The organism is Kitasatospora sp. NPDC096140, assembly GCF_040303045.1.
Lineage (GTDB): Bacteria > Actinomycetota > Actinomycetes > Streptomycetales > Streptomycetaceae > Kitasatospora.
The window spans coordinates 272,820-297,740 of sequence record NZ_JBEOUW010000003.1 but is presented as its reverse complement, the minus strand read 5'-3'; the positions used below and the strand labels follow the sequence as shown (position 1 = coordinate 297,740).

General features: G+C 75.2%; 18 protein-coding genes, 1 tRNA gene and 1 pseudogene. 2 read left to right on the top strand and 18 right to left on the bottom strand.

Annotated features, from left to right (window positions below):
* Nucleotides 1–101: 101 nt before the first annotated feature.
* The gene (locus ABT048_RS04610; protein ID WP_350519831.1) at nucleotides 102–701 is read left to right on the top strand and encodes a YbaK/EbsC family protein; all 600 of its coding nucleotides are present in this window, start codon (nucleotides 102–104) and stop codon (nucleotides 699–701) included.
* A 372-nt stretch (nucleotides 702–1,073) separates the two neighbouring features.
* Here the strand turns inward: ABT048_RS04610 and ABT048_RS04605 are convergent.
* From ABT048_RS04605 to bldG, 13 genes and pseudogenes are all read right to left on the bottom strand, one after another.
* Nucleotides 1,074–1,147 (bottom strand) — tRNA-Thr (locus ABT048_RS04605).
* An 81-nt stretch (nucleotides 1,148–1,228) separates the two neighbouring features.
* The gene (gene leuE, locus ABT048_RS04600) at nucleotides 1,229–1,879 is read right to left on the bottom strand and encodes a leucine efflux protein LeuE (RefSeq protein WP_350519830.1); all 651 of its coding nucleotides are present in this window, start codon (nucleotides 1,877–1,879) and stop codon (nucleotides 1,229–1,231) included.
* 108 nt (nucleotides 1,880–1,987) lie between these two features.
* Entirely contained in the window at nucleotides 1,988–3,658 is a 1,671-nt protein-coding gene (locus ABT048_RS04595) for an alpha/beta hydrolase (RefSeq protein ID WP_350519829.1), read from the bottom strand.
* Between the two features lie 195 nt (nucleotides 3,659–3,853).
* On the bottom strand, nucleotides 3,854–5,008 hold the full coding sequence (locus ABT048_RS04590; RefSeq protein WP_350519828.1) for a hypothetical protein: 1,155 nt from the start codon (nucleotides 5,006–5,008) through the stop codon (nucleotides 3,854–3,856).
* A gap of 314 nt (nucleotides 5,009–5,322) precedes the next feature.
* Nucleotides 5,323–6,534 carry a DNA polymerase III subunit delta' gene (locus tag ABT048_RS04585; protein WP_350519855.1) on the bottom strand — a complete coding sequence of 404 codons (1,212 nt, stop codon included), beginning with the start codon at nucleotides 6,532–6,534 and terminating at the stop codon, nucleotides 5,323–5,325.
* A gap of 287 nt (nucleotides 6,535–6,821) precedes the next feature.
* Complete coding sequence (tmk, locus tag ABT048_RS04580; protein WP_350519827.1) at nucleotides 6,822–10,349, bottom strand: dTMP kinase; 3,528 nt, start codon at nucleotides 10,347–10,349, stop codon at nucleotides 6,822–6,824.
* A gap of 367 nt (nucleotides 10,350–10,716) precedes the next feature.
* Nucleotides 10,717–13,587, bottom strand: a complete 2,871-nt coding sequence (gene topA, locus ABT048_RS04575; protein WP_350519826.1) for a type I DNA topoisomerase — start codon at nucleotides 13,585–13,587, stop codon at nucleotides 10,717–10,719.
* 469 nt (nucleotides 13,588–14,056) lie between these two features.
* Complete coding sequence (locus ABT048_RS04570) at nucleotides 14,057–14,515, bottom strand: DUF3592 domain-containing protein (RefSeq protein WP_350519825.1); 459 nt, start codon at nucleotides 14,513–14,515, stop codon at nucleotides 14,057–14,059.
* Between the two features lie 146 nt (nucleotides 14,516–14,661).
* Complete coding sequence (locus tag ABT048_RS04565; protein ID WP_350519824.1) at nucleotides 14,662–16,194, bottom strand: DUF7059 domain-containing protein; 1,533 nt, start codon at nucleotides 16,192–16,194, stop codon at nucleotides 14,662–14,664.
* Nucleotides 16,195–16,558: 364 nt separating this feature from the next.
* Nucleotides 16,559–17,347, bottom strand: coding sequence for a hypothetical protein (locus ABT048_RS04560; RefSeq protein WP_350519823.1), 789 nt, complete (start codon nucleotides 17,345–17,347; stop codon nucleotides 16,559–16,561).
* A gap of 130 nt (nucleotides 17,348–17,477) precedes the next feature.
* Nucleotides 17,478–17,847, bottom strand: a pseudogene (locus ABT048_RS04555) (cyclophilin-like fold protein).
* A gap of 129 nt (nucleotides 17,848–17,976) precedes the next feature.
* Nucleotides 17,977–18,396 carry an ATP-binding protein gene (locus ABT048_RS04550; protein WP_350519822.1) on the bottom strand — a complete coding sequence of 140 codons (420 nt, stop codon included), beginning with the start codon at nucleotides 18,394–18,396 and terminating at the stop codon, nucleotides 17,977–17,979.
* A gap of 160 nt (nucleotides 18,397–18,556) precedes the next feature.
* A complete protein-coding gene (bldG, locus tag ABT048_RS04545) occupies nucleotides 18,557–18,898 on the bottom strand; it encodes an anti-sigma factor antagonist BldG (RefSeq protein ID WP_049659132.1) in 342 nt (113 codons plus the stop codon).
* Nucleotides 18,899–19,120: 222 nt separating this feature from the next.
* Here bldG and ABT048_RS04540 point away from each other — a divergent pair, with 222 nt between their 5' ends.
* Entirely contained in the window at nucleotides 19,121–21,586 is a 2,466-nt protein-coding gene (locus tag ABT048_RS04540) for a DEAD/DEAH box helicase (protein WP_350519821.1), read from the top strand.
* Here the strand turns inward: ABT048_RS04540 and ABT048_RS04535 are convergent.
* The 5 genes from ABT048_RS04535 to ABT048_RS04515 all read right to left on the bottom strand — a co-directional run bounded on the left by ABT048_RS04535 (nucleotide 21,581) and on the right by ABT048_RS04515 (nucleotide 24,688).
* A complete protein-coding gene (locus ABT048_RS04535; RefSeq protein WP_350519820.1) occupies nucleotides 21,581–22,168 on the bottom strand; it encodes an Rv3654c family TadE-like protein in 588 nt (195 codons plus the stop codon). The genes ABT048_RS04540 and ABT048_RS04535 overlap by 6 nt on opposite strands.
* Nucleotides 22,156–22,500 carry a TadE family type IV pilus minor pilin gene (locus tag ABT048_RS04530; protein ID WP_350519819.1) on the bottom strand — a complete coding sequence of 115 codons (345 nt, stop codon included), beginning with the start codon at nucleotides 22,498–22,500 and terminating at the stop codon, nucleotides 22,156–22,158. The genes ABT048_RS04535 and ABT048_RS04530 overlap by 13 nt, the downstream gene beginning before the upstream one ends.
* A gap of 256 nt (nucleotides 22,501–22,756) precedes the next feature.
* Complete coding sequence (locus ABT048_RS04525) at nucleotides 22,757–23,029, bottom strand: DUF4244 domain-containing protein (RefSeq protein WP_350519818.1); 273 nt, start codon at nucleotides 23,027–23,029, stop codon at nucleotides 22,757–22,759.
* 43 nt (nucleotides 23,030–23,072) lie between these two features.
* Nucleotides 23,073–23,633 (bottom strand): type II secretion system F family protein, encoded by a 561-nt coding sequence (locus tag ABT048_RS04520; RefSeq protein ID WP_350519817.1) that lies wholly within the window; start codon nucleotides 23,631–23,633, stop codon nucleotides 23,073–23,075.
* Nucleotides 23,634–23,851: 218 nt separating this feature from the next.
* Nucleotides 23,852–24,688: a type II secretion system F family protein gene (locus tag ABT048_RS04515; protein ID WP_350519816.1), complete on the bottom strand. Its 837-nt coding sequence runs from the start codon at nucleotides 24,686–24,688 to the stop codon at nucleotides 23,852–23,854.
* Nucleotides 24,689–24,921: the final 233 nt, after the last annotated feature.

The following is a 24,921-nucleotide window of genomic DNA, read 5'->3' as shown; positions in this document are numbered from 1 at the left end:
ACCACAGCACCAGGCAAGGCCCAGAACGACGGCCCGTCGTGCTGCGCAGGCAGGGCGACGGGCCGCGCCACGCCCCGATGCCCGTCTGTGAGGACGCACCCATGACCCCTGCCCTGTCCAGCACGAGCCAGGACACCGGCGGACGCCCGACCGGGATCACCGACTCCTCCGACTCCTCCGGCTGCTCCGACTCCTCCGGCTGCTCCGACCCCGCCGAACTCTCCACCTACAGAAGACTGTTGGGCCTCCTGGCGACCAACCCCGCCGCCTACCGCACGATCTGCCACGAGCCGGAGGGGAACACCGCCCTCGCCAGCGAACTACGCGGCCACCCACTGGCACAGGCCGCCAAGTCCATCGTCCTCCGAGCCAAGCGAACCAAGCAGGACGGCGGCGGCCGCTACGCGCTCGCCGTGGTGCCGGGCGACCGCCGGGTCGACCTGGACGCCGTCGGCCACGCCCTGGGATCCGACCGGGTCGGCTTCGCGGACCGCACCACCGCCGAACGACTGAGCGGCTGCACGAGCGGCTCGATCATCCCCTTCTCGTTCCACCCCGACCTCGAACTCCTCGTGGACCACGACCTCTTGACCCACAGCCACCTCTACTTCAACGCAGCACGACTCGACCGCTCGATCGCCCTGTGCACCGCCGCCTACCGAACCCTGGCCCACCCCCACATCCTCGCCATCGCCGCCTGACCCACCCATCCGTCCGCCCGCCCACACCCCCACCGGCCCACTCCCCCGCCCGCGGACGCAAAAGGCCCAGGCCGGACGACCCCCGGCCTGGGCCCCACCCCGATCAACCCCGGCCGGGGTCCCCGAACAGCGGACTTCGACGTGGTCGGCCTCAACGGAGCCCCATGGTCGGTCGTCCAGGTCAAGAGCAGGGTCGCAGGCGGCGCCATCAGCGGGGCGCCGGCAAGCACCCTCGCCCGATTCATGATCACGGCACACCCGGGCACCCCCCGGGCACTTTTCGCAGCCGACGCATCACCACCCAATTGCCCGAGCGCGCCCACGAACGACAAAAGGCCCAGGTCACGGGCTACGTGACCTGGGCCTTCACTGAGCCGCCTGCGGGATTCGAACCCGCGACCTACGCATTACGAGTGCGTTGCTCTGGCCAACTGAGCTAAGGCGGCACCGTTGCCGTGTGTGGCGGCAACGCGGGCCAGTCTACACAGGTTCGCGGGTGATCCGTACTCGGATACCAGGGGGGTGGGTCAGGCGGAGGAGACGGCGAGCTTGGCGGCGAAGCCGGCGAAGAGGACGGCGACGCCGCTGGTGAGGGTGGCGGAGAGGCGCTTGCGGCGGCGGAAGGCGGTGGCGAGGGTGGTGCCGGCGAAGATCAGCAGGGAGAGGTAGAGGACGCTGAAGGTCTGCAGGATGCCGCCGAGGAGGACGAAGGAGAGGGCGGGCCGGCTGTAGGAGGGGTCGACGAACTGGGTGAAGAAGGAGAGCAGGAAGAGGATGGCCTTGGGGTTGAGGAGGCTGACCACCAGGGCGCGGCGGAAGGGGTTCTCGGCGGACTCGGGGGCCGTCTCGGTGGCGGGGTCGGCCGCGGCCCGGCGTTCGCGCCAGAGCTGACGGGCGGCGCGGAGCATGCCGTAGCCGATCCAGAGCAGGTAGGCGGCGCCGCCGAACTTGACCACCGCGAAGACGGCCGGGTTGGCCTTCAGCAGGGAGGCCGCGCCGATCGAGGTGAGGCTGATCAGGGTGAGGTCGCCGACGAAGACTCCGGCTGCGGCCCGGTAGCCGGTCCGGATGCCCTTGCGGGCGGCGACGGACAGCACGTACAGGGAGTTGGGGCCGGGCAGCAGGACGATGACGAGGGCGCCGAGGACGTACGTCGCCAGGTTGTCGACTCCGAGCACGATGCGCTCCTGTGGGGGAAGGGCGGCAGAGGGGGGCGCTCATCGTAACGTCGCACCGGTAATCGATTGAAACGAAAACTACCTGCCGGCCGCCCGGCGCCCCCGCCTCTACCGGTCGCAGCGCTTGCCCTGCTCAGGGGCCTCTCCGGTGAGCAGGAAGCGGTTCACCGCGCCGTCCACGCAGGCGCTGTGCCGGCCGTAGGCGGTGTGGCCGTCCCCGTCGAAGGTGAGCAGGCGGCCGGACTCCAGCTGTCCGGCCAGGGACTGGGCCCAGGCGTACGGGGTGGCCGGGTCGCGGGTGGTGCCGACGACGACGATCGGGGCGGCGCCCGCCGCCCGGATGGTGTGCGCCGCGCCGGTGGCCCGGACCGGCCAGTACGCGCAGGTCAGCGCCATCCAGGCCATGTCCCGCCCGAAGTGCGGCGAGGTCTGCTCGAAGTCCGGCACCGCCCGCTGGACGTCCTCCGGCCCGCTGAACGGGGCGGGCAGGTCCAGGCAGTTCACCGCGGTGTTGGCGAACATCAGGTTGGGGTACGAGCCGTCCGCCTCGCGCCCGTAGTAGGCGTCGGAGAGCTTCAGCAGCCCGGTGCCGTCGCCCGCCGCGGCGTCGGCGAGGGCCGCGCGCAGCTTGGGCCAGAGGAAGTCGGCGTACATCGCCTCGATGACGCCCGTGGTCGCCTGGGCCTCGGTGAGCCGCCGCCCGTTGTCGGTGGTGGGCAGCGCGGCGGTCCGGACGGCCGCGAACAGGGCGGTGAGCCGCTCGCCGGCCTGCTGCTCGGTACGCCCGAGCGGGCAGTCCTCGCGCTTGGCGCAGTCCTTGGCGAAGGCGGCCCAGGCCGTCTCGAAGCCACCGGCCTGGGTGCGGTTGCCGGTGACCGAGTCGAGCGCCGGGTCCATCGCGCCGTCCAGCACCAGCCGGCCGGCCCGGCTCGGGAAGAGCCCGGCGTAGGTGGCGCCGAGGAAGGTGCCGTAGGACTTGCCGACGAAGTTGAGCTTCTCGTCGCCGAGCAGGGCGCGCAGCACGTCCATGTCCCGGGCGGCCTCGACGGTGCTGAGGTGGCCGAGTGCCGGACCGGCCTGCTTCCGGCAGCCCTCGGCGAACTCCTTGTCGGCGGCGACCAGTGCGTCGATCCCGCGCTGGTCGCCGGGGGTCAGGTCGACGGCGGTGAAGGCGTCCATCCGGTCGCCGCTGAGGCAGGTGACGGGGCTGCTGCGGCCCACCCCGCGCGGGTCGAGGCCGACCAGGTCGTACCGGGCGCGCACCCCACTGTCGAACGTCCGGGCGGTGGCCTCCAGGTACTCGACCGCCGAGCCGCCGGGCCCGCCCGGGTTGAGCAGCAGCGACCCGAGCCGCGGGTCGTGGGCGCCGGCGCCGGGAATCGCGCCGGCGTCGGCGACCGCCCCGGCCGCGGCGGGGTCGGCCACCGAGCGGGCGGCAGCGAGGGTGAGGTCGCCGTCCCCCGGGTGGTCGTAGTCCAGCGGCACCCGGAACGTCGTGCACTCGAACCCGCCGTCGCACGACTGCCAGGCCGGCCGCTGCGCGTAGTACGGCGCGAGCCCGGCCGGGACGTCGGCGGGCAGCGGCTCCAGCGGCGTGGCCCCCGACGTGCCGGGGCCCGGGGCGGAGGACCCACCGGGGCGGGCCGAGTCGGACGAGGCCGCCCCCGGCACCCCGGACGGGCCCGAACTGCACCCGCCCGCCAGCAGCCCGACGGCCACCGCCGCGGCCGACAGCCGCACCGCGGCGGCCGGTACCCGAACCCGCCCGAAGGCCCTCATCCGGTTGCTCTCCTCAGAAGGGGTCGAAGGAACGAAAACGCGATGACGCGATGACGTGATGACACGAAGACAGACAGGAGGACGGGAGAACAGGGAGACGGGAGGGCTGGGGGACGCGGGGAACCCGGGGGGATGCGCCGCTGCCCGGCACCCACCCCGGGGTACCGGGCAGCGTAACGCCCGCTCGGCGCTCCCTCAGGACGACTTGGCCAGCGCCTCGGCCAGGAACTGCGCCGCCTGCCGGACCAGCCGCAGCCGCTCCCGGTCGGGCGTGAAGTCCTGCACGTTGTCCGAGATCCGCACCTCGGCCTTGGCTGCCGGACCGGGGCCCGCCTTGAGCGACGCCTGGAGCTTGCGGGCCGCGTCCAGCCCGGCGGCGTCGGCCTTGGCGGCGGCCAGCAGCAGCTTGGCCGCGCTGCCGGTCGGGGCCTCGGCGCCGGTCTGGGTGAGCGCGGCGGCGTCGTACCGGCCGGAGACCGCGGCGGCCGCGCCGTACAGGTCGGGGCGGGCCAGCCCGGCGGCGGCCGCGCACGGCGCGCCGCCCTCGACGCCGAGGGCACCCCAGGAGGCCGGGCCGGGCGGCAGGGTGCGGAAGGAGGCCGCGATGGTCGTGCGCAGCGCCGCGTCGTCGGCGACGGCGGCCGGGGCGGCGGCGACCAGCTCGCAGGGGTGGGCGGTGCCGTTGGGCGCCTCGGGGGCGACCAGGATGAACGGACGGGACTTGCCGGTCTGCAGCGCCGAGCCGATGCCCTCGAAGACGTCGGGCACCTCGGCGTCGGCGGTCTTGCGCGGCGCGGCCGCGTGCATCACCACGACCGGGAAGCGCGCGTTGGGCTCCTTGGCGTACTGCGGCGGCAGCCAGACCCGGACGTTGCGCGGACGCCCGTCGGGGCCGAGCACGGCGGACTGGAGCAGCTCGCCGCCGCCCGGGTGGCCGACACTGTCGAAGCGGCTGACCACCGCGGGGGCCGTGGTGGCGGCCGTGCCGGGGGCGGCAGCGGCCGACTCGGTGGCCGCGGGGGGCACCGCCTGCTGCCGGACGGCCGCACCGCCCGCTGCCCCCGCGTCCGCGCCCGCCGTGTCCACGACGGGCTCCGACCGGTCCGGTTGCCGGTCGCCGCGACCGAGGCCGCCGAAGGCGCCGAGCGCGGTGAGCAGCGTCAATCCGGTGACGCACACCCCGCAGACCATCGCGCCGCCCGCCCGCACCAGCATCGGCCACCGGTCGCCGGCCAGCTCGTAGGTCTCGGCGGCCCGCAGGTCGCGCCAGCGCTGGAGGGCCCCGCGGGCGAGCCAGATCCCGCCGAGCGCGGCGGCCAGTAGGGGGATGACGAGGAGCGAACGAACCATGCGACGCACCGCCTCGGAGGAGGGTCGGCGCCGGACCGGACCCGGCGCGTACGGGAGGCGACCGGCCCGTCCGGGCGCAGTCGGCCCCCAGCGTGCACAACCGGCGGACGGTCACACGCGGGTGTGCCCGGCGCGTATCGCTCGTTCACTCGAAGGTGGGACAGCGCACCGGCTCCGGCAGGCGTACGGCCGTCGGCCGGTGGAGCGGTCCGACCGAGCCGGTCAGGCGGAGCGGGGCCCGCAGAGCGCGTCGGAGCAGAGCGCGTCGGGGCAGAGCGGGCCGGCGGACGACCGGCGGACGCACCGCGGTCGGCTCAGCCCGCGCGCAGCGCCACCGTCATCGCCTCGACCGCGAGCAGCGGGTCCACGTTGCGGTCCAACGCCTCGCGGCAGGCCAGCACCGCCTCGATCCGGCGCAGCGTGCCCTCCGCCGGACCGGCCTGGGCCACCCGGTTCAGCGCCTGCCGCTGGTCCTCGTTGGCGAGCGCGCCGCTGGAGCCGAGCTGGATCGCGAGCACGTCCCGGTAGAAGCCCAGCAGGTCGAGCAGGGCCACGCCGAGGGTCTCCCGGCGGGTACGGGTGGCGCGGCTCTTCTGCCGCTTCTCCAGCTCCTTGACCGCCCCGGCCATGCCGCGCGGGGCCTTGCTGCCCTCGGCGGCGCCGTAGGCCGCCTTGAGGTCGTCGGTCTCCTTGGCGTCCTGGGTCTCGGCGAGCGCCTCGGCGTCGGCCTTGGCGGTGTCGACCAGGCGCTGGGCGGCGGCCAGGCAGCCGCCGATGTCGCCGACCTCCAGCGGGATCCGCAGCACCTCCGCACGCCGGGAGCGGGCCTGCTCGTCGACGGCGAGGCGGCGGGAGCGCTCGATGTCGCCCTGCCCGGCGAGCGCGGCGAGCCGGGCGGTCTCCGGGTCGACGCCGTCGCGACGCACCAGCGTGTCGGCGACCGCCTCGGCGGCGGGGGTGCGCAGCACCAGCAGGCGGCAGCGCGAGCGGATGGTCGGCAGGACGTCCTGGACGGAGGGGGCGCAGAGCAGCCAGACGGTGCGCGGGGAGGGTTCCTCCACGCCCTTGAGCAGCGCGTTCGCGGCGGCCTCGGTGAGCCGGTGGGCGGCGTCCACCAGGATCACCGACCAGCGGCCGCCGGTCGGGTAGCTGGAGGCGCGCATCACCAGGTCACGCATGTCGCCGACGCCGATGGACAGGCCGTCCGTCCGGACGTACTTCACGTCGGCGTGGCTGCCGGCGAGCACGGTGTGGCAGCCGTCGCAGAATCCGCAGCCGGGCGTGCCGCCGAGCGCGAGGTCGGGGCTGGTGCACTGGAGTGCGGCGGCGAAGGCCCGCGCGGCGGTGACCTGACCGGCGCCGGGCGGACCGGTGAACAGCCAGGCGTGCGTCATCAGCGAGGCGTTCCCGCCCTCGACCGGTGCTGCCCCGCGACCGGCCTCAACCGTCGCCCCGGCCGCCCGGGCCGCGGCGGTCAGCTGCTCGACCACCCGCTCCTGGCCCACGAGGTCGTCCCAGACGGCCACTGCTGCTCCCAAGCTCCGTACGGCAGCGCCTGCGGCGCCTCTTCCCCGCCGTCGAGCATACGTCTCCGCCCTGACAGCCATTGCTCCGTCCGGGTCACGACGGACGGGCCCGGAAGCGGACGGCAGCACGCGGAGACACCGGTGGAGGGCACCGGGGGACGGCACCGGCGGACGGCACGGGCGGATGGCGGGACCACCACCGGCCGACACCGACGCCGGCGCCCGCCCGACAGCAAGGCGGCGCCGCCGGGGACCTGCCCCGGCGGCGCCGCCCGCGTCGTGTCCGGTCAGCCCCGGCGGCCCCAACGACGGCCCTTGCCCTTGCCGTCGCCCTTGTCCTGCTTCTCCTGCTTCTCCTGCGTGTCCTGCCTGTCCTGGCCCTCCTGGCCGAACCCGTCGCGCGGGTCCGCACCCTGCTGCGGAGCGCCCTGCGCCGGGCTGCCGTGCTCCCAACGCGTCCACTCGTCGTGCGAGCCGAGCAGGGTGTCGGTGAGGCTCGGCAGGTCGTCCATCGGCGTCTCCTCGGCCCACTCCGGCCGCGACCGCTCGGCGGCCGACGGGGGCTCCGGCTGGGCCTGAGGCTGAGGCTGGGCCTGAGGCTGCCGGCCCTGGGGCTGCGGCTGGCCCTGGGGCCGCTGCGCGGTCGGCTCCCCGCCGACTCGCGGCAGCTCACGCGTACCGTCCACCGGGCGGTCCGACCCGACCCGGGGCAGCACGGCCGTCCGGTCGGCGGCCTCCGCCGGGACCTTCGGCAGCACGGCCGTCTGATCCACCGCCGGCACCACCGGCAGCTTGGCGGTCTCGTCAACCGCCCCGGCGGCTCCGGCCGCCTTGCGCGCCTCGGCGGCATCGGCGGCCAGGACCGCGGTCTGCCGGTCCCGCAGCGACAGCTCGCGCGTCGCCTCGTCCCCGAGCCCGTCCGTCGGGCCCTGCGCCGACTCCTGCGGCACGTCCCGAACCGGCACGTCCCGAACCGGAGCACCCTGCTCCGAAGCGCCCTGGTCCGAAGCGCCCCGAACCGGAGCGTCCTGCGGCGTCTCCCGGACCACCCGCAGCTCCGTGGTCACGGCGTCCCCGCCGGTCGACCCCGGCCGCCCGGCCGCCCGGTCCGCCGCCGTCTCGGCCGCCTCGGCCGCTGCCGCCAGGGCGGCGGCCTGCGCCAGCCGGGCCTCCTCGGCCCGCTGCAGCGCCTCCTCCGCCCGACGACGCTGCTCCTCACGGGCGAGCTCGCGCTGGCGCTGCAGCTCGGCCTGGGCGGCCGCCTCGTCGGCGATCCGCTTGCGCTCGGCGGCCTCGGCCGCCAGCCGGGCCTCCTCGGCGGCGCGGAGCTTGGCCTCCTCCGCCGCGCGGCGCTCGGCTTCCGCCGCCGCCCGACGGCGCGCCTCCTCCTCGGCCTTGCGCCGGGCCTCGGCGGCGGCCCGCTCGGCCTCCTCCTTGGCCAGCCGTTCCTTCTCCGCCTGCTCGGCGCGCAGCTGAGCCAGCACTTCCTGCCGCTTGCGCTCGGCGGCCTCCTCCTCGGCCTTCTTGCGGGCCTCCTCCGCGGCGCGGCGCTCGGCCTCCTCACGGGCGAGGCGCTCCTGCTCGGCGCGGGCGGCCTTCTCCTGCTCGGAGAGCGGCAGCTCGCGGTCGAGCCGGTGCCGGATGGCGGTGGTGACGAAGCCGGGTGCCTGGCTGCCGTCCACGACCAGGTAGCGCGCCGGGTCGGCGGCCGCGAGGGCGAGGAAGCCGGCCCGGACCCGCTGGTGGAACTCGGTGGGCTCGGACTCCAGCCGGTCCAGCGCCTCGGTGAAGCGCTCCCGGGCCCTGGTCGGGTCGACGTCCAGGACGACGGTGAGGTCGGGCAGCAGCCCGCCGGTGGCCCAGCGGGAGATCCGGGCGACCTCGGTCGCGGCCAGGTCGCGACCGGCGCCCTGGTAGGCGATGGAGGAGTCCATGTACCGGTCGGTGATCACCACGGCGCCGCGCGCGAGGGCCGGGCGGATGACGTTCTCGACGTGCTCGGCGCGGTCGGCGGCGTAGATCAGTGCCTCGGCGCGGTGCGACAGGCCGGTGTTGCCGACGTCCAGGACGAGGCCGCGCAGCCGCTGGCCGACCGGGCTGCCGCCGGGCTCGCGGGTGAGCACGACCTCGTGCCCCTTGCCGCGGATCCACTCGGCGAGCGCCTGGGCCTGGGTGGACTTGCCGGCGCCGTCGCCGCCCTCCAGGGCGATGAAGAAGCCGGTGCCCGCGCCCCGGTGCGGCACCGGGCCGGCCGCGCTGCGCAGCGCGTCCACCAGGTCCCGGCCGAACGGCACGGTGCCCCGGCGGTCGTCGGTGCGCAGCAGCACGACGGCGGCGAGCACCAGCGTGAGCAGCCCCGCGGTGGCCACGGCGAGGGCCGCGCCGCCGTGGATGAAGGTGAACGAGCCGGGCTCGGCGGTGCCGTAATCGACGTCCCCGTAGGCGGCGGCGATCAGCGGGACGACGACCAGCGCGGCGGCGACCACGATCCGCAGCACCGCGTACAGGTGCTCGGTGACCTTCGGCAGCCGGGCCTCCTCGACCTCCTGGGCGAGCAGGGTGCGCCCGGCCGAGAGGACGATCCCGGCGGCCAGGGCGGCCAGCACGGTGAGCAGCAGGACGAGCACGAAGTCCAGCACCAGCCCGGCCAGGATCAGCGCGACGCCCTGGGTGAGCAGCGCCAGCGCGAGCAGCCGGCGGCGGGAGAAGGTGGGCAGCGTGGCCCTGGTGAGCCGGGCGCCGAGGGCGGGCGCCCCGGTGGCGGCGAGCACCACCAGGCCGTAGCCGATCGGACCGGCCCGGTGCTCGGCGGCGGTCAGCAGCGCGAGCGCGGCGACGCCCGCCATCGAGGCGAAGGCGGCGGCGACGGCGAAGGTGAAGTAGGGGGCGCTACCGGTGCGGCCCTTGCTCAGCGCGGGGCCGGGGACCGCATCGGTCGGGGCGCGCAGGCCCTGCAGCGGGGAGACCGGGGCGACGGCCACCGGACCGCCGGGCAGCTGCTGGAGGTAGCCGCGGGCGGCCGAGGCGGCGAACAGGCCGGCCGAACCGAGCGCCGCGAAGGTGAGCTGGTGAGCGCGGAGCCAGTCCGAACCGGCCGCCGCGCCGATGTTGTTGAGCAGGGTGAAACCGACCAGGCCGACGGCGGCCAGCGGCACGGTGACCCAGCCGGTGAAGCGGTCGATGACCCGGACGGTCTCCAGGTTGGCGGCGGCGGGCCGCCGCTCGGCGGCCGGGGCGTAGGGGTCGGCCGCCGGGAGCAGGCCGGGGACGGCGGCGGCCCTGGCGATCTCCCGGACCCGCTCGACCGCGCCGGTGACGAACACGGTGGCGAGCAGGACGTAGGTGGCGGCGCCGGAGGGCTTGGAGCCGGAGCTCAGCCAGACGGTCCACCAGGGCGCGAGGCCGATCAGCAGGGCGCGCAGCGCGTCGGCGCCGAACAGCGTCCAGCGCCGGTCGAGCTTGCCCGCGACCAGCTGGTGCACCGGGCCGAGCAGCGCCACGCCGACCAGGCCGGTGGCCACCACGCGGACGGCGAGGACCGCGGCGAGGGCGAAGGAGAGGCTGCGCGGCAGGTCGCCGAACTGGCCGCCGAGGGCGGCGGCGATCACGGTGAGCGCGAGCAGCACCAGCAGGCCGAGCCGGTCGGCGGTGCCGCCGATCAGCTGGGTGGTCCACAGACGCCGGTAGGCGCGTGTCCGCAGCAGTGCCCGGGCCCGGTCCACCGGGGTACCGGCGGGTGCGACCTCGGGCAGGTCGGACGCCCAGGCTCTGGCGGCCGGGGCGGCGCTGGGGGTGGGCTGCTCCTCGCTCGTCATACGGTCAGCGTAGCGGGCGGGGCTTGGCCGGAATGTGGTGAACGGGCTTCCGGATCCCGCTCATCACCGGGTTGTGACGTTCCCCGCACAGATCCCGATCGTCTCGCCGGTCGGCTGAGGCCGACCCGGCCCACCGCTCGCCCGCGACTCGCCCCGCGACCCGCCCTCCGCTCGCCCCGCCCGCTCGCCCCGCGACCCGCCCTCCGCTCGCCCCGCCCGCTCGCCCCGCGACCCGCCCTCCGCTCGCCCTACCCGCTCGCCCCGCGACCTGCCCGCGACTCGCCCGACCGCTCACCCGGCTGCCGACAGCGAACGGGCCCGCAACCCCCGGGATCGGGGGCGCGGGCCCGTCGGCGGTGACCGGCGATCAGCCCTCGTCGGTCGCCGTGGTCTTGCTCGCGGCCGTCTTCTTGGCCGCCGTCTTCTTCGCCGCCGCCGTCTTGGTGGTGGTGGTCTTCTTGGCGGCGGTCTTCTTCGCGGCCGCGGTCTTGGTCGCCGCGGTCTTGGTCGCCGTCGCCTTCTTGGCCGCCGTCTTCTTCGCCGGGGCCTTCTTCGCCGCCTTCTTCACCGGCCCGCGCGCCCGCTTCTCGGCGAGCAGCTCGTAGCCGCGCTCCGGCGTGATGGTCTCGACGTCGTCGTCCTTGCGCAGCGTGGCGTTGGTCTCGCCGTCGGTCACGTACGGGCCGAAGCGACCGTCCTTGACCACCACCGGGCGCTCGCTGACCGGGTCGTTGCCCAGCTCCTTGAGCGGCGGGGCGGCGGCGGCCCGGCCGCGCTGCTTGGGCTGGGCGTAGATCGCCAGCGCCTCGTCGAGGGTGATCGTGAAGAGCTGGTCCTCGCTGGTGAGCGAGCGGGAGTCGGTGCCGCGCTTGAGGTACGGGCCGTAGCGGCCGTTCTGCGCGGTGATCTCCGCGCCCTCGGCGTCGGTGCCGACCACGCGCGGCAGCGAGAGCAGCCGCAGCGCGTCCTCCAGGGTGACGGTGTCCAGCGACATCGTCTTGAAGAGCGAGGCGGTGCGCGGCTTGACGGCGTTCTTGCCGGTCTTGGGCGTGCCCTCGGGCAGGATCTCGGTCACGTACGGGCCGTAGCGGCCGTCCTTGGCGACCAGCATGTTGCCGCTGACCGGGTCCGGGCCGAGCTCGAAGTCGCCGCTGGGCTTGGCCAGCAGCTCCTCGGCCAGCTCGATGGTGAGCTCGTCCGGCGGCAGGTCGTCCGGGATGTCGGCGCGCTGGCCGGGCTCACCCTCGACGACGGAGGCGCGCTCGACGTACGGGCCGTAGCGGCCGACCCGCAGGGTGAGGTCGTCGCTGATCCGGAACGAGCTGATCTCCCGGGCGTCGATCGCACCGAGGTCGGTGACCAGCTCCTTCAGGCCGCCCAGGTGGTCGCCGTCGCCGTTGCCGGCCTCGGCGGCGCCGCCCGCGGCGTGGCCCTCACCCTCGCCGAAGTAGAAGCGCTTCAGCCACGGCACGGACTGCGCCTCACCGGCGGCGATCCGGTCGAGGTCGTCCTCCATCTTCGCGGTGAAGTCGTAGTCGACCAGCCGGCCGAAGTGCTTCTCCAGCAGGTTGACCACGGCGAAGGACAGGAAGGACGGGACGAGCGCCGTCCCCTTCTTGAACACGTACCGGCGCTGGATAATCGTGTCGATGATCGACGCGTAGGTGGAGGGACGGCCGATCTCCCGGTCCTCCAGCTCCTTGACCAGCGAGGCCTCGGTGTAGCGGGCCGGCGGCTTGGTGGCGTGGCCCTCCGGGGTGATCCGCTCGGCGCCCAGCGGGTCGCCCTGGGTGACCTGCGGCAGCCGGCGCTCGCGGTCGTCGAGCTCGGCGTTCGGGTCGTCGGCGCCCTCGACGTAGGCCTTGAGGAAGCCGTGGAACGTGATGATCTTGCCGGAGGCGGAGAACTCGACGTCCCGGCCGTCGGCGGAGTTGCCGCCGACGCGGACGGTGACGGACTGGCCGACCGCGTCCTTCATCTGGGAGGCGACGGTGCGCATCCAGATCAGCTCGTACAGCCTGAAGTCGTCACCGGTCAGGCCGGTCTCGGCGGGGGTGCGGAAGCGGTCGCCGGAGGGGCGGACGGCCTCGTGCGCCTCCTGCGCGTTCTTGACCTTGCTGGCGTAGGTGCGCGGGGCGTCCGGCAGGTAGTCGGCGCCGTACAGCTGGGTGACCTGGGCGCGGGCGGCGGAGATCGCGGTGTCCGACAGCGTGGTGGAGTCGGTGCGCATATAGGTGATGAAGCCGTTCTCGTACAGCTTCTGGGCCACCTGCATGGTCCGCTTGGCGCCGAAGCCCAGCTTGCGGCTGGCCTCCTGCTGGAGCGTGGTGGTGCGGAACGGCGCGTACGGCGAGCGGCGGTACGGCTTGGACTCGACGCTGCGGACGCTGAACGCGGTCTGCTCCAGGGCGGCGGCCAGCTGCCGGGCGGCCTGCTCGTCCAGGTGCATGGTGTTGGCGCTGCCGGCCTTCAGCTGGCCGTTCGAGCCGAAGTCGCGGCCGCTGGCGATCCGCTTGCCGTCGACCGAGGCGAGCCGGGCGCCGAAGGTCTCCGGGTTGGCGGCGTCGGCCGGGGTGCGACCGGTGCCGAAGGTGCCGACCAGGTCCCAGTACGAGGCGGTGCGGAAGGCCATCCGCTCGCGCTCGCGCTCGACCACCAGCCGGGTGGCGACGGACTGGACGCGGCCCGCCGAGAGCTTCGGCATGACCTTCTTCCACAGCACCGGCGAGACCTCGAAGCCGTAGAGGCGGTCGAGGATGCGGCGGGTCTCCTGGGCGTCGACCAGGCGCTGGTTCAGCTCGCGCGGGTTGGCCACGGCCTCCTGGATCGCCGACTTGGTGATCTCGTGGAACACCATCCGGTGCACCGGCACCTTGGGCTTCAGCACCTGCTGCAGGTGCCACGCGATGGCCTCGCCCTCGCGGTCCTCATCGGTGGCGAGGAAAAGCTCGTCGGACTCCGCGAGCAGCGACTTCAACTTGCTGACCTGGGACTTCTTGTCCGCGTTGACCACGTAGATGGGCGCGAAGTCGTGGTCGACGTCCACCCCGAGGCGGCGCACCTCGCCGGTGTACTTGTCCGGCACCTCGGCCGCGGTGCTCGGCAGGTCGCGGATGTGCCCGACGCTCGCCTCGACGATGTAGCCGGGGCCAAGGTAGCCCTTGATCGTCTTCGCCTTGGCCGGCGACTCGACAATGACGAGTCGCTGTCCGTGCGCGGTCTCGCTGCTCGGGGACACCTTCGCTCTTCTCTCCCGGTCCTTATGTGGCTGGTCGGCGCGGCAGCACGGGCTGCGCTCCGCCCGACCCCTCCACCGTCCCGGGGTCGCCGCTTCACGACACCCCACCAGCGGAGTGTGACCGTACCCCGGCCACCCTTGTCAAACGGACGGATCCCGCTTTTTCACTTGCCGGGCTCACCGACGCCACTCGAACGGTAACCCGATGACGGAGGTTCGCGCCCCGTGGAGGCCGGGCTTCGGCAGGTTCCGGAGGATGGAATGACGGATTTCAAGATCTGTCAACGGAAAATCGACGGCCGGGCGGGGGAGCTCGCCGAGGGCGCGGTCGGGACGTCGGCGGGCGGGTGAGCGGGAACGGCGGCGCGCGGGTCGGCGGCGCGCGGGTCGGCGGGAACGTCCGCACGGGTGGCTGGAACCAACTGCTCGCGGGCGGCCGGGGACGACCGCGCGCCGGTGGGCGGACCGCTCAGCCGCCGACCGCGGCCAGGAGGCCGGCGCCCGCCGCGAGACAGGCCACCCCCAGGGCGCTCCACAGCAGGTCGGCGACGGCGGCCCGGTCGATCTCCCCGGCCGCCAGCACCACCCGGCTCGGGCGCTGCGGGTCGTAGCAGATCCGTACCGGGGCACCGGGCGCGAAACGGGCCGGACGGCGCAGCGGGGTGTGCCCGCGCGGACGGGTGAGCACGAGCCCCGCCACCCGGCACGCGCCGGAGCCGCCGACCGAGGGCGGCACCGAGAAGGAGAGCAGCGGTGAGCTGTCCAGCTGGCCGTGCGCGTCGTCGTCGGCCACCACCGTGGCCACCACCGCCACCCCCCGACGGCGCACCCGGTGGCGGAGGCGCACTTCGGCGGCGCACCAGAGCAGCAGTACGCCACCGAAGAGGGCGAGCACCAGCCCGGCCACCGTCGCCGTCGTCGTGTCCACTCCTGGCCCCCGGCTCCCCAGCTCTGTCCACAGCCTGTGGACAGAGCCTCACAGCGGAGGGCCAACGCGGGGCAGCCGTTCGGGGGCCACTGGACGAACCAGGAGGTACGGGCGGGTGAACCGGGGGCGCGATGCGGGCGGGACCGTCAGCGAACGGGTTCGATGAACCCCTGCTCGGTCAGCAGCCGCAGCGACTCCGGCACCCGGTCCCGCAGGACCACCCGGTCCTCGCCGAGCAGCTGAGCGATGGCGTCCACGATCTCGCCCGCGGACAGCGTCCCGTCGCAGACGCCGACGAAGCCGGCGCCCACCGTGTCCACCTTGGTGGCCCGCCGCATGCCGCGGTTGTGACGCAGGATCACGTGCTCCGGGTCCTCCGCGCCCGGCTCGCCGACCTGCTCCTGGACCACCTCGTCGGCCAGCACGTAGCGGGCCGCGAGCAGGCCCGCGTCGTCGTGCGTACGGAGGAAGTCCTGCCGGTCGAACCAGGCCTCGATGTGCGGGCCGAGCGGCTGCTCCACCGGGTGCGGCCACTCCTCGACCCGCACGGTCGGACGCTCGGCACCGCTCGCCCGCAGGGTGATCCACCCCATCCCGATGCCCTCGACCCCGCCCGCCTCGAAGGCGTCCAGCCACTCGCCGTAGCGGGCCTGGTAGTCGCCGCCGGGGCCGCGGTGGTCGCCACCGTCGCGCAGCCACAACTCGGCGTACTGGGCCACGTCCTGGACCTCGCGCTGGACGACCCAGGCGTCCAGGCCGGTGCCCGCGACCCAGCCGGCCAGCCGCTCGTGCCAGTCCTCGCCCTTGATGTGCTGCCAGTTGGCGAGCAGCTGGCAGTAGCCGCCGGGCTCCAGGTGGTCGGCGGCGGAGCGGACCAGGCTGCGGCACAGGTCGTCGCCGGCCATGCCGCCGTCGCGGTAGGTGAACCGGCCGGCGGGCGAGATGACGAACGGCGGGTTGGAGACGATCAGGTCGAACTTCCGCTCCCCGACCGGCTCGAAGAGGCTTCCGGAGAGCACCTCGGTGTGGTCGAAACCGGACAGCGCCAGGGTCAGTTCGGTGAAGCGCAACGCGCGCGGGTTGAGGTCGGTGGCGGTGACCGTGCCGGCGTGCCGGGCCGCGTGCAACGCCTGCACGCCGGAGCCCGCGCCGAGGTCCAGCGCGGCCCGGACCGGACGGCGCACGGTGATGTTGGCCAGCGTGGTGGAGGCACCGCCGACACCCAGCACCAGGTCCTGCCGGGCCACCCCGTGCGCGGTCTCGCCGGAGCCGATTCCGCCCGCGCCACCCACCGCGCAGCCCAGGTCGGAGACCACCCAGGCGTCCGAACTCGGCATCCCGGCGACCTCGTTGGCGTACGGCCGGACGTCGACGGTGGCGCGCACCAGGTCCCCGTCGGGGCGCAGCCAGCCGTCCGCCAGGCAGTCCTCCACCGGCAGCGCGGCGGCGGCCGCCCGGTACGGCACCGGCTGCTGCAGCAAGAACAGCCGCACCAGCGTCTCCAGCGGACTGCCACCGCGTGTCGCACGCAGCGCCGGAACCGCCTCGCTGCGGGCCAGCGCCGAATAGCCGGTGGGCCCGAGCAGGTCCAGGCACCCGTCGGCGGTGAACGAGGCGGCGAGCAGCGCCTCGCGCAGCTTGGCGAGGCGGGTCGGGTCGAGAACGGGGCTACTGATCACCCCGCCATTGTCCCCCGCCGATCCCCCGCCGCCGCCCGCCCGCGGGCCCGGGCGCCCCGCGCTGCGAGGTCCGCCTCCGGGCCGGCCGACCGCGAGCATCCCGTCGGGAGCCCGAGGCTGGACGCGCGCCCCACCGGGCTTCCACGCGCCCGGTCGCACGCCCCGGAGCCCGGGCGCGGTGGTTCCGCCGGGCGGCTCGCTGTTCGGCGCTCCTCGGCCTTGGCCGAGCCTGCGCCCGAGCCCGCGTTTGCGCGTGTGCCTGCGTCTGCGTCTGCGTCTGCGATGCGCAGCAGCCGGTGCCGCTCCTGCGAGCGGCACCGGCTGCTTTCCCTCCCCTGGCAGGAGAGCGGGATCATCTGCCCGGTCAGCTCGCGGTGGGAGCCGGGGTGCCGGCCGGGGTGCCGGCCGGGGCTGCCGGGGTGGTGGCGCCGGCGGCGGGGCTCGCGGTGTCGGTCGCACCGGGCGCGGGCGTGGCGGCGGTGCCCGGGGTGCCGCTCGCACCGGGGGTCGGGGTCGCGCTCGCGCCCGCGGGAGCCGGGGTGCCACTCGCACCGCCGGTCGGGGCACCGCTCGCACCGCCGGTCGCGCCGGCCGTGGGGGCGCCGGCCGGGGACGGCTTGCAGCCCTCCTGCTTGGCCATCGCCGCGCCGAGGTCGCCGCGCTGCAGTTTGCTCTGCGCCTGGGTGGAGAGCGTGGCCAGCTGCTGCACCTGGTCGGCGACGCTGCGCAGCCCGTCAGCGAACTTGGCCTGGTCGTCGTTGGGCAGCGCGTCCAGCTTCTTCTGGACCTCCTGGTAGCCGTCGGCCGCCTTCTTCAGCTCGTCGACGGTGTCCTTCTGCAGGGCCGCACCGTCCTGCACCTTGGGGGCACCGGCCGAGTCGATGGCAGCCGCTATGTCCTGGTTGGTCTTGGCCAGCCGCCCGATGTCCGTGGAGAGCCGCTTCTGCAGGTCCGCCGGGACCTCGCCGGTCTTCACCTGACCGGTGTCCGCGAGCGCGGTCCGGGACTGGGCGATCGGGTCCTTGGCCGCGCCGCAGACGTTCGACGCCCAGGACTCCAGCTGCTTGCTGTTGTCGTCGCCACCGCCGCAGCCGACGGCGCCGAACGCCAGCAGCACGCCGAGGGCGGGTACGGCCAGCAGTCGCTTGTTCACCGGGAGAAGCCTTTCGGTTTCGGTCGTCATCGGTCGTCGAACCTACACGGCCGCTCCCCACCGCCCGGTTCCCGGTTCCCGCCGCCGACCTCCCGTCCGGCCCGCCCACGTCTGCGGCCGCAGCCACGGCTCAGGCCCGCTCGACCCGGATCGGATCACCCGGCCGGACGGTGCGCAGCACGGCGGCGTCCCCGTCCAACGCGCCCAGGACGTTGCTAGGGACCGGCCAGCCGGCACTCACCGTCGCGTGCGATCGGCGTCGGCCCGTACGGCAGCGCGAGGCTGTCGCCGTCCGTCCAGAAGGCGACCGTGCCCGGCTCCACGACCTGCCGGGCGTCGTTCTCGCGCGGCACGCTGACGGGCGTGCCGAAGTAGACCTCCTCGCCCCAGGTGCTCGCCGACGAGCTGATCGGCAGCTCGGCCCAGAGCGCCTCGGCGGTGGGGGTGGCCGCCAGCGTGGCAGTCGCCTGCCCGGCCGGCCACAGGATGCGGATCCGCATGGAATTCCTCTTCCGCGACGAGGTCCGATCAGCGATCGGACCCGGTCGTGCCGGAAGCAGCGAACCGCGAGGCTCAACAGTTTGTCAACGCATGCCCGGGGAGCGGACCCCGCGCGCGTCGGAGGTGCCTCAGACCGAGACGGAGGCGACCGAGACCGGCCAGCTCATCCGGATCAGGCCACCGTCCGTGCCGTTGGTGACCTCCAGGTCCTCGACCAGGCCGGTGATCACGGCGATGCCCAGCGTGTCGTCCTCCGGCTCACCGCCGTCGGCGGCGCCCGAGTCCGGGACGGCGACGGGGCCGGCCTCGTCCTCGACCTCGATGAGGAAACGCTTCTCCTGGTCGGTCAGCGCGACCCTGACCGTGCCGCCGATGCCGCCCCGCTGGTGCAGGCCGACCGCGCGGGAGCACGCCTCGCCGACCGCGAGCCGTACCTCGTCGAGCACCGACTCGTCGACCCCGGCCCGTCTGGCGACGGCCGCGGCGACCAGGCGGGCCGTCCGCACGTGCTCGGGAAGCGCGCTGAATCGAAGTTCGACGGTTGCCATCTCTCCCCCTCGGGGTGCTCCGACCGGGGCCGGAAGTACGGCCCCTACGGGCCGGCAGGGCCGGCCCAGAGGCGACCGGGACGCGCCGGGCCGCGGGGGCCCAGGCACCCCGGACGCGAGGAAACGGGGCGGGCCGGCCACGAGGGCCGGCCCGGCCGCGTCAGTCGGTCGCGTTGACCGCGTCGTCCACCGAGGTGTGGATCGGGAAGACCTTGGTCAGGCCGGTGATGCGGAAGATCTTCAGGATGCGCTCCTGGTTGCAGACGAGGCGCAGCGAGCCCTCGTGAGCGCGCACCCGCTTCAGACCGCCCACCAGCACACCCAGACCGGTCGAGTCCAGGAAGTCAACGCCTTCCATGTCGACGACGAGGTGGTACTTGCCGTCGTTGACGAGCTCGACCAGCTGCTCGCGCAGCTTCGGGGCGGTGTACACATCGATCTCGCCGCCAACCTCGACGACCGTGCGATCGCCGACTGAACGGGTCGACAGGGACAGGTCCACGGAACCTCCAGCACCTTGCCTTGCTACGTCATGTGCGATCCTCGGCCGGACGGCCGCCACCGCATGGTCGCGAGCCCGGACGCGCCCAGCCAACGCGTGGCAAGCCTCAGCGCTGCGACCCACGGCCGTACGGCCGTCACGGCCACATTCAACCACCTGCGACCATGCCCGCACGATGGCTTACGACGATTCTCCGTCACGCCGGTGACACACTGGGTCCTCATGCCGCCCCGACACAGCCCGCCCGAGGCACTGCTGACGACCCTGACCACTGATCGGGGGCGGTCCGACCGGCTCACCCATACGGAGCACCTTCCCGCCCGACCTGCGCGTTATTCACCCTGGCCCGAGTCGATCCGTCCGGAGATCGTGGACGCGGCACTCGCGGTCGGGGTCGAACAGCCCTGGGCACACCAGGCAGAAGCGATGAACCTGGCGAAAAGCGGTCAGACTGTGGTGATCGCCACAGGCACCGCCTCGGGCAAGTCGCTGGGCTACCTGGCCCCGGTGCTCAGCGACCTGCTGGACGGCACCGAGGCCCGCAACGGCCGCGGCGCCACCGCCCTCTACCTGGCACCGACCAAGGCCCTCGCCGCCGACCAGCGCCGCCGGGCCGCCGACCTCGCCCCGCCGAGGGTCCGCGCCGCGCTGTACGACGGCGACACCCCGCCCGAGGAGCGCGAGTGGGTCCGCCAGTACGCCTCCTACGTGCTCACCAACCCGGACATGCTGCACCGGGGCATCCTGCCCGGCCACGCCCGCTGGTCCTCCTTCCTCAAAGCGCTGCGCTACGTGGTCGTCGACGAGTGCCACAGCTACCGGGGCGTGTTCGGCTCGCACGTCGCCCAGGTGCTGCGCCGACTGCGCCGCGTGTGCGCGCGTTACGGTTCGTCACCGGCCTTCCTGCTGGCCTCCGCCACCACCGCCGATCCGGCCGCGACCGCCGAGCGCCTCACCGGCCTGCCCGCCGTGGCCGTCACCGAGGACGCCTCGCCGCGCGGGCCGATGGTCTTCGGCCTCTGGGAGCCACCGCTGACCGAGAACGTCGGCGAGCACGGCGCGCCCGTCCGCCGCACCGCCACCGCCGAGGCCGCGCACCTGCTCACCGACCTGGTCGAGCGGGGGACCCGCACCGTCGTCTTCGTCCGCTCCCGCCGCGCAGCCGAACTCGTCGCCCTCCAGACCCAGGACCAGCTCGGCCGACCGCTCGCCGAGCGGGTCGCCGCCTACCGCGGCGGCTACCTGGCCGACGAACGCCGGGCCCTGGAACGCGCCCTGCACAGCGGCCGACTGCTCGGCCTCGCCTCCACCTCGGCCCTCGAACTCGGCGTCGACGTCTCGGGCCTCGACGCCGTCCTGATGGTCGGTTACCCGGGCACCCGGGCCTCGCTCTGGCAGCAGGCGGGACGGGCGGGCCGCGAGGCCCAGGGCGCACTGGCCGTCCTGATCGCCCGCGACGACCCCCTGGACACCTACCTGGTGCACCACCCGGAGGCGCTGTTCGCGGCGCCCGTCGAGGCCACCGTGCTCGACCCCGACAACCCGCACGTGCTCGCCCCGCACCTGTGCGCGGCCGCCGCCGAACTGCCGCTCGCCGAAGCCGACCTGGAGCTGTTCGGACCCTCCACCGCCCCGCTGCTGCCCGTCCTGGAACGGCGCGGTCTGCTGCGCCGACGCGGCGACGGCTGGTACTGGACCCGCCGTGAGCGCGCGGCCGACGCCGTGGACCTGCGCGGCAGCGGCGGCAGCCCGGTCCAGATCGTCGAGGCCGACACCGGCCGACTGCTCGGCACGGTGGACGCCGCGGCCGCGCACACCACCGTCCACACCGGGGCCGTCCACCTCCACCAGGGCCGCACCTACCTGGTCCGGGACTTCGACCTGGAGAACTCCGTCGCCCTGGTCGAACCGGCCGATCCGCCGTACACCACGGCCGCCCGCGACATCACCTCCATCTCCGTCCTCGACACCGACACCACCGTCGACTGGGGCGAGGGCCGGCTCAGCTTCGGCTCGGTGGAGGTGGTCAACCAGGTGGTCGGCTACCTCCGGAAGCGGATCTCCACCGGGGAGATCATGGGCGAGACCAAGCTCGACCTGCCGCCCCGCACGCTGCGCACCCGCGCGGTCTGGTGGACCGTCACCGAGGACCAGCTGCTCGACGCGGACATCCCGCTCGACCAGCTGCCCGGCGCCGCCCACGCCGCCGAGCACGCCTCGATCGGCCTGCTGCCGCTGTTCGCCACCTGCGACCGGTGGGACATCGGCGGCGTCTCCGTCCCGCTGCACCCGGACACCGGGCTGCCGACCGTGTTCGTCTACGACGGTCACCCGGGCGGGGCCGGCTTCGCCGAACGCGGCTTCCGGCGGGCGGTCGAGTGGCTGACGGCCACCCGCGCGGCGATCGCCTCCTGCGAGTGCGAGCGCGGCTGCCCGTCCTGCGTGCAGTCGCCCAAGTGCGGCAACGGGAACGACCCGCTGGACAAGGCGGCGGCCGTCCGGCTCCTGGACGTCCTGCTGGCCGGAGCACCGGGGGCCGCGGAGGCGGAGGCCGGGGCCGGCACTGCAGCCGGGGCCGGGGCGTCCGAGTCGCGGGAGGTCGGGGCCGGCACTGCAGCCGGGGCCGGGGCGTCCGAGTCGCGGGAGGTCGGGTCGGGACCGGACGGTGGGGCGCCGAGCGTGTCATGAGGCCGCCTCCGCACCGCCCGGGGCGCCGTCGAGGCCGTCCTCGGCGGCGGTGACCGCAGCCCGTACCGGCCCGGCACGGGCCCTCGCCCGCGCCGGGCCGACCGGCAGGCGCACCGGGAGCCGGCCGACCTCCACCTCGGCCACCACGTCGACGGCGTCCGCCGACCGGTCCACCGCGCAGGACACCAGAACGGCGCCCTGGGCGGCGGCGATCCCCGCGGCCCGGGCGCAGCCGCCGTCCGGGTCCAGCAGCAGCCGGTCCGCCGCCGCGAGGGCCGCAAGGTCGGCGGCCGACTCGGCCCGGTGCCGTGCGGCGACCACGGCGCCGACCGCGAGCGTCGCGGCGAACACCGCCGTGCCCAGCATCGCCAGGGCGAGCAGCCAGACCGTCGCCGAGCCGGCGTCTGGCCCCCGCCCATCCGCCGCCGCTCGTCCCGCACGAGCCCGGGCGGCCCGTTCCACCGCCCTCCGCAGGCCGGACCGGACGGGCGGCCCCGCGAGGGAGGCGGGCCCGGGCCCGCCGATCGGCTCGGCCGGACCCATCGGCGCGGTCAGGTCGGGCGGAACGGTCAGGGCGGCCATGGGGAGCCACCTCCCTCCGCAGCTCGCGCCAGCACGTCCTCACGCGCTGCCACGGCCGCCGCCCCGACCCGTACCGCGAGCAGTCCGCCGAGCCTGCCCGGCGCCGCGCACGGTGCGTCCACGTCCACCCGTACGGTGTCGGCCGCCGGGGTCACCCGGACGCGCGCGCCCGCCGGGGCCGCCGCACGGGCGAGTCCGGCGGCGTCCACCTCGCCGCGCGCGGCCGCCCTGGCCCCGACCCGGGCGGCGTCCACGCAGCGGATCTGGGCAGCCGCCGCGAGCACGCCCCAGATCAGCATCGCCGCGAGCAGGACGAGAGCCGGCAGGGCCACCGCCGTCTCCGCCGTGACGAAGCCGCCGTCACCCCGCCGCCCCGACCGACCTCCTCCCCGCGTCGCCCCGGAGCGCGGACCGACGCCCGCGCCCGGAAGGCGGGTTCCGGGCCCCGTCCTCGGCCCCCGGTGGTCCGCCCAGCGGGCCCGCGCGGCTGCGTCGGAGCGCACGCCGAGCACGGCGGAGGACGGAGGCGTCTCCCGGCCGCCGAGGCGCGGGGGCGGCGGTGGGCCCACGACGGTCCGTGGACTGGAACTAGGCCGCATGGAGCGCCCGTTGGAGCGTGTCGGTCAGCGCGCCGAAGACGGCTTCACTGGTCACCACCTTGTACAGCACCGCGGCGAGGGCGCACGCGCCCAAGGTCCCGACGGCGTACTCGGCCGTGGTCATCCCCGCGTCCGAGCGGCCCCGGCGCCGGGCCACCCCGCGCATCCGGCAACCCGCCCAGCGGCTCTTCCTCCGCCACGCCCCGAGCAACCTCCGGAGCGGGCGCCCACTGACGGGCCTGATCGCGATCACTGCAGTCATGGATCCCTCCTGATCTCTCGATGTCCACACTTCCGATGTCACGTCACATCACTTGCCGGAAGCGGCCGGCGAGGCCGACGACCACCGGAACCACCCCGATCAGCACGAAGGCCGGCAGGAAGCAGAGCCCGAGCGGAGCGGTGGCGAGCACCGCGGCCCGGCGGACCCTGGCGTGGGCGGCTCGGGCCGCCGCCGTCCGCAGCCCCTGGGCCAGCCCGATCAGCGGCTCGGCGGCCGGGGTCCCGCCGAGGCTCGTCCGCACCAGGCAGCGCGCCATCGACGCCAGCGACGGGTGCTGGTCGCCGAGTCGGTTCCAGCACAGCTCCGGCGGAGCGCCGAGGGCCAGCTCGGCCCCGATCGCGGCCAGCTGCGGGCCCATCGGCGCGCCCACACTCCGGCCGACCGCCGACACCGCCTCGGAGGGCAGTGCCGCCGAGCCCAGGCAGGCCGCCAGGAGTTCGGCGCTCAGCGGGAGTTGCCTGGTCAGCAGCTCCTCCTCCAGCGCCGCCCGGCGCTCCGCCGGTGACCGCGCCCCGGCCGACCAGCGGTGGACGGCCGCCGCCGCCAGCGCCCCGGCGACGAGCCCGGCGCCGCCACCGATCAACAGGGCCGCCGCGATCCCCGCTCCGACAGCCGAGGCCGTCCGCCGTCGGCGTCCCGCCCCGGGACTCGTGGGCCCGGCCGACGCCCGCCCCTCCTCCCGCTCGCGGGCCCCGGCGATCGCCCGCCGCCGCCTCGCCCTTTGCCGCATCAGCGCCCGCGCCCGCACCACGGCGGCCGCCGCCGCCGGAACTCCGGCCGCCGCCCACTCGGCTCCCCGCATCACCCGGTCACCGCTTCCGCGCCGAGTGCCCGCTCCCTCAGTCGCGACAGCCCGCAACTCCGTCCGCCCGGGCGGGATGCGGACGGTGGACCGCCGGGAGCCCGGCGGGCCCCACCGCGCCCCGGAGGCGCCTCCAGTGCGCCCCGGGCCGCCGACCGGACGATGCGCGCCGTCCAGAGCACGCCCAGCCCCTCCAGGACCGCCCCCGCCACCAGACAGCCCAAGCCGACGGGCGTGTGCAGCAGGACGGCCAGCGGGTCGGCCCCGAGCGCGGCACCGAGGAACAGCCCGGCTCCCGGCAGCGCGGCCAGGACGGCGATCGTCGTCCGCGGCCCGGCCAGCTCCCCGGCGATCTCCTCCGCCAACGCCTGCTCTCCGCGCAGCGCCTCCGCGACGCGGTCCAACGCGGCGGCCAGCCCCGCCCCGCTGTCCGCGGCGACCCGCCAGCAGGCCGCGAGTGCCGCCGCGCCGCTCCCGCCCGGCAGTTCGGCCAGCAGGTGGAACGCTGCGGGCACGTCCCCGCCGTAGCGGCCCGCCGCGAGCCGGGCCACCGGCTCCTCGCCGAGCCTGCGCCGCCCGGCCGAGTCGCCGACGAGCCGACCGGTGACCACGTGCAAGGCCCGCTCCGGTGTCGCTCCGCCGCGCAGTTCCCCGGCCAGCCCGGCGCAGAGCTCCACGACAGCGGCGGCCCGCTGCCGGGCCTCGGCCGCCAGGCGTCGCCGCAACCGCCAGCGGCGCAGCGGCAGGACGGCCAGGGCTGCCGCGAGCACCGGCACCGGAGAGGCGGTGGCCTGCCCGGCCGCCAACCCCACGGGCAGGGCCAGGAGTTCCGGCACGAGAACTTCCGATCGCCGGAGCCCGAGCCGGACTCGGAGTCGGGCTCGCAGCCACCTCGCCCGAGCCCGGCCAGCCGCCCGCCCGGGAGGCCCACTTCCCGCAAGCACCAGCCTGGAACGCCGCCCGCCCGGCAGCCGATCCTGCAGCGCTCGCCACCCGGCGAAAGCCACCAGGCACAGCGCCAGCGTCCAGCAGAGCGCGAGCTGATCCCTCGCCGCCATGCCTACCTCCA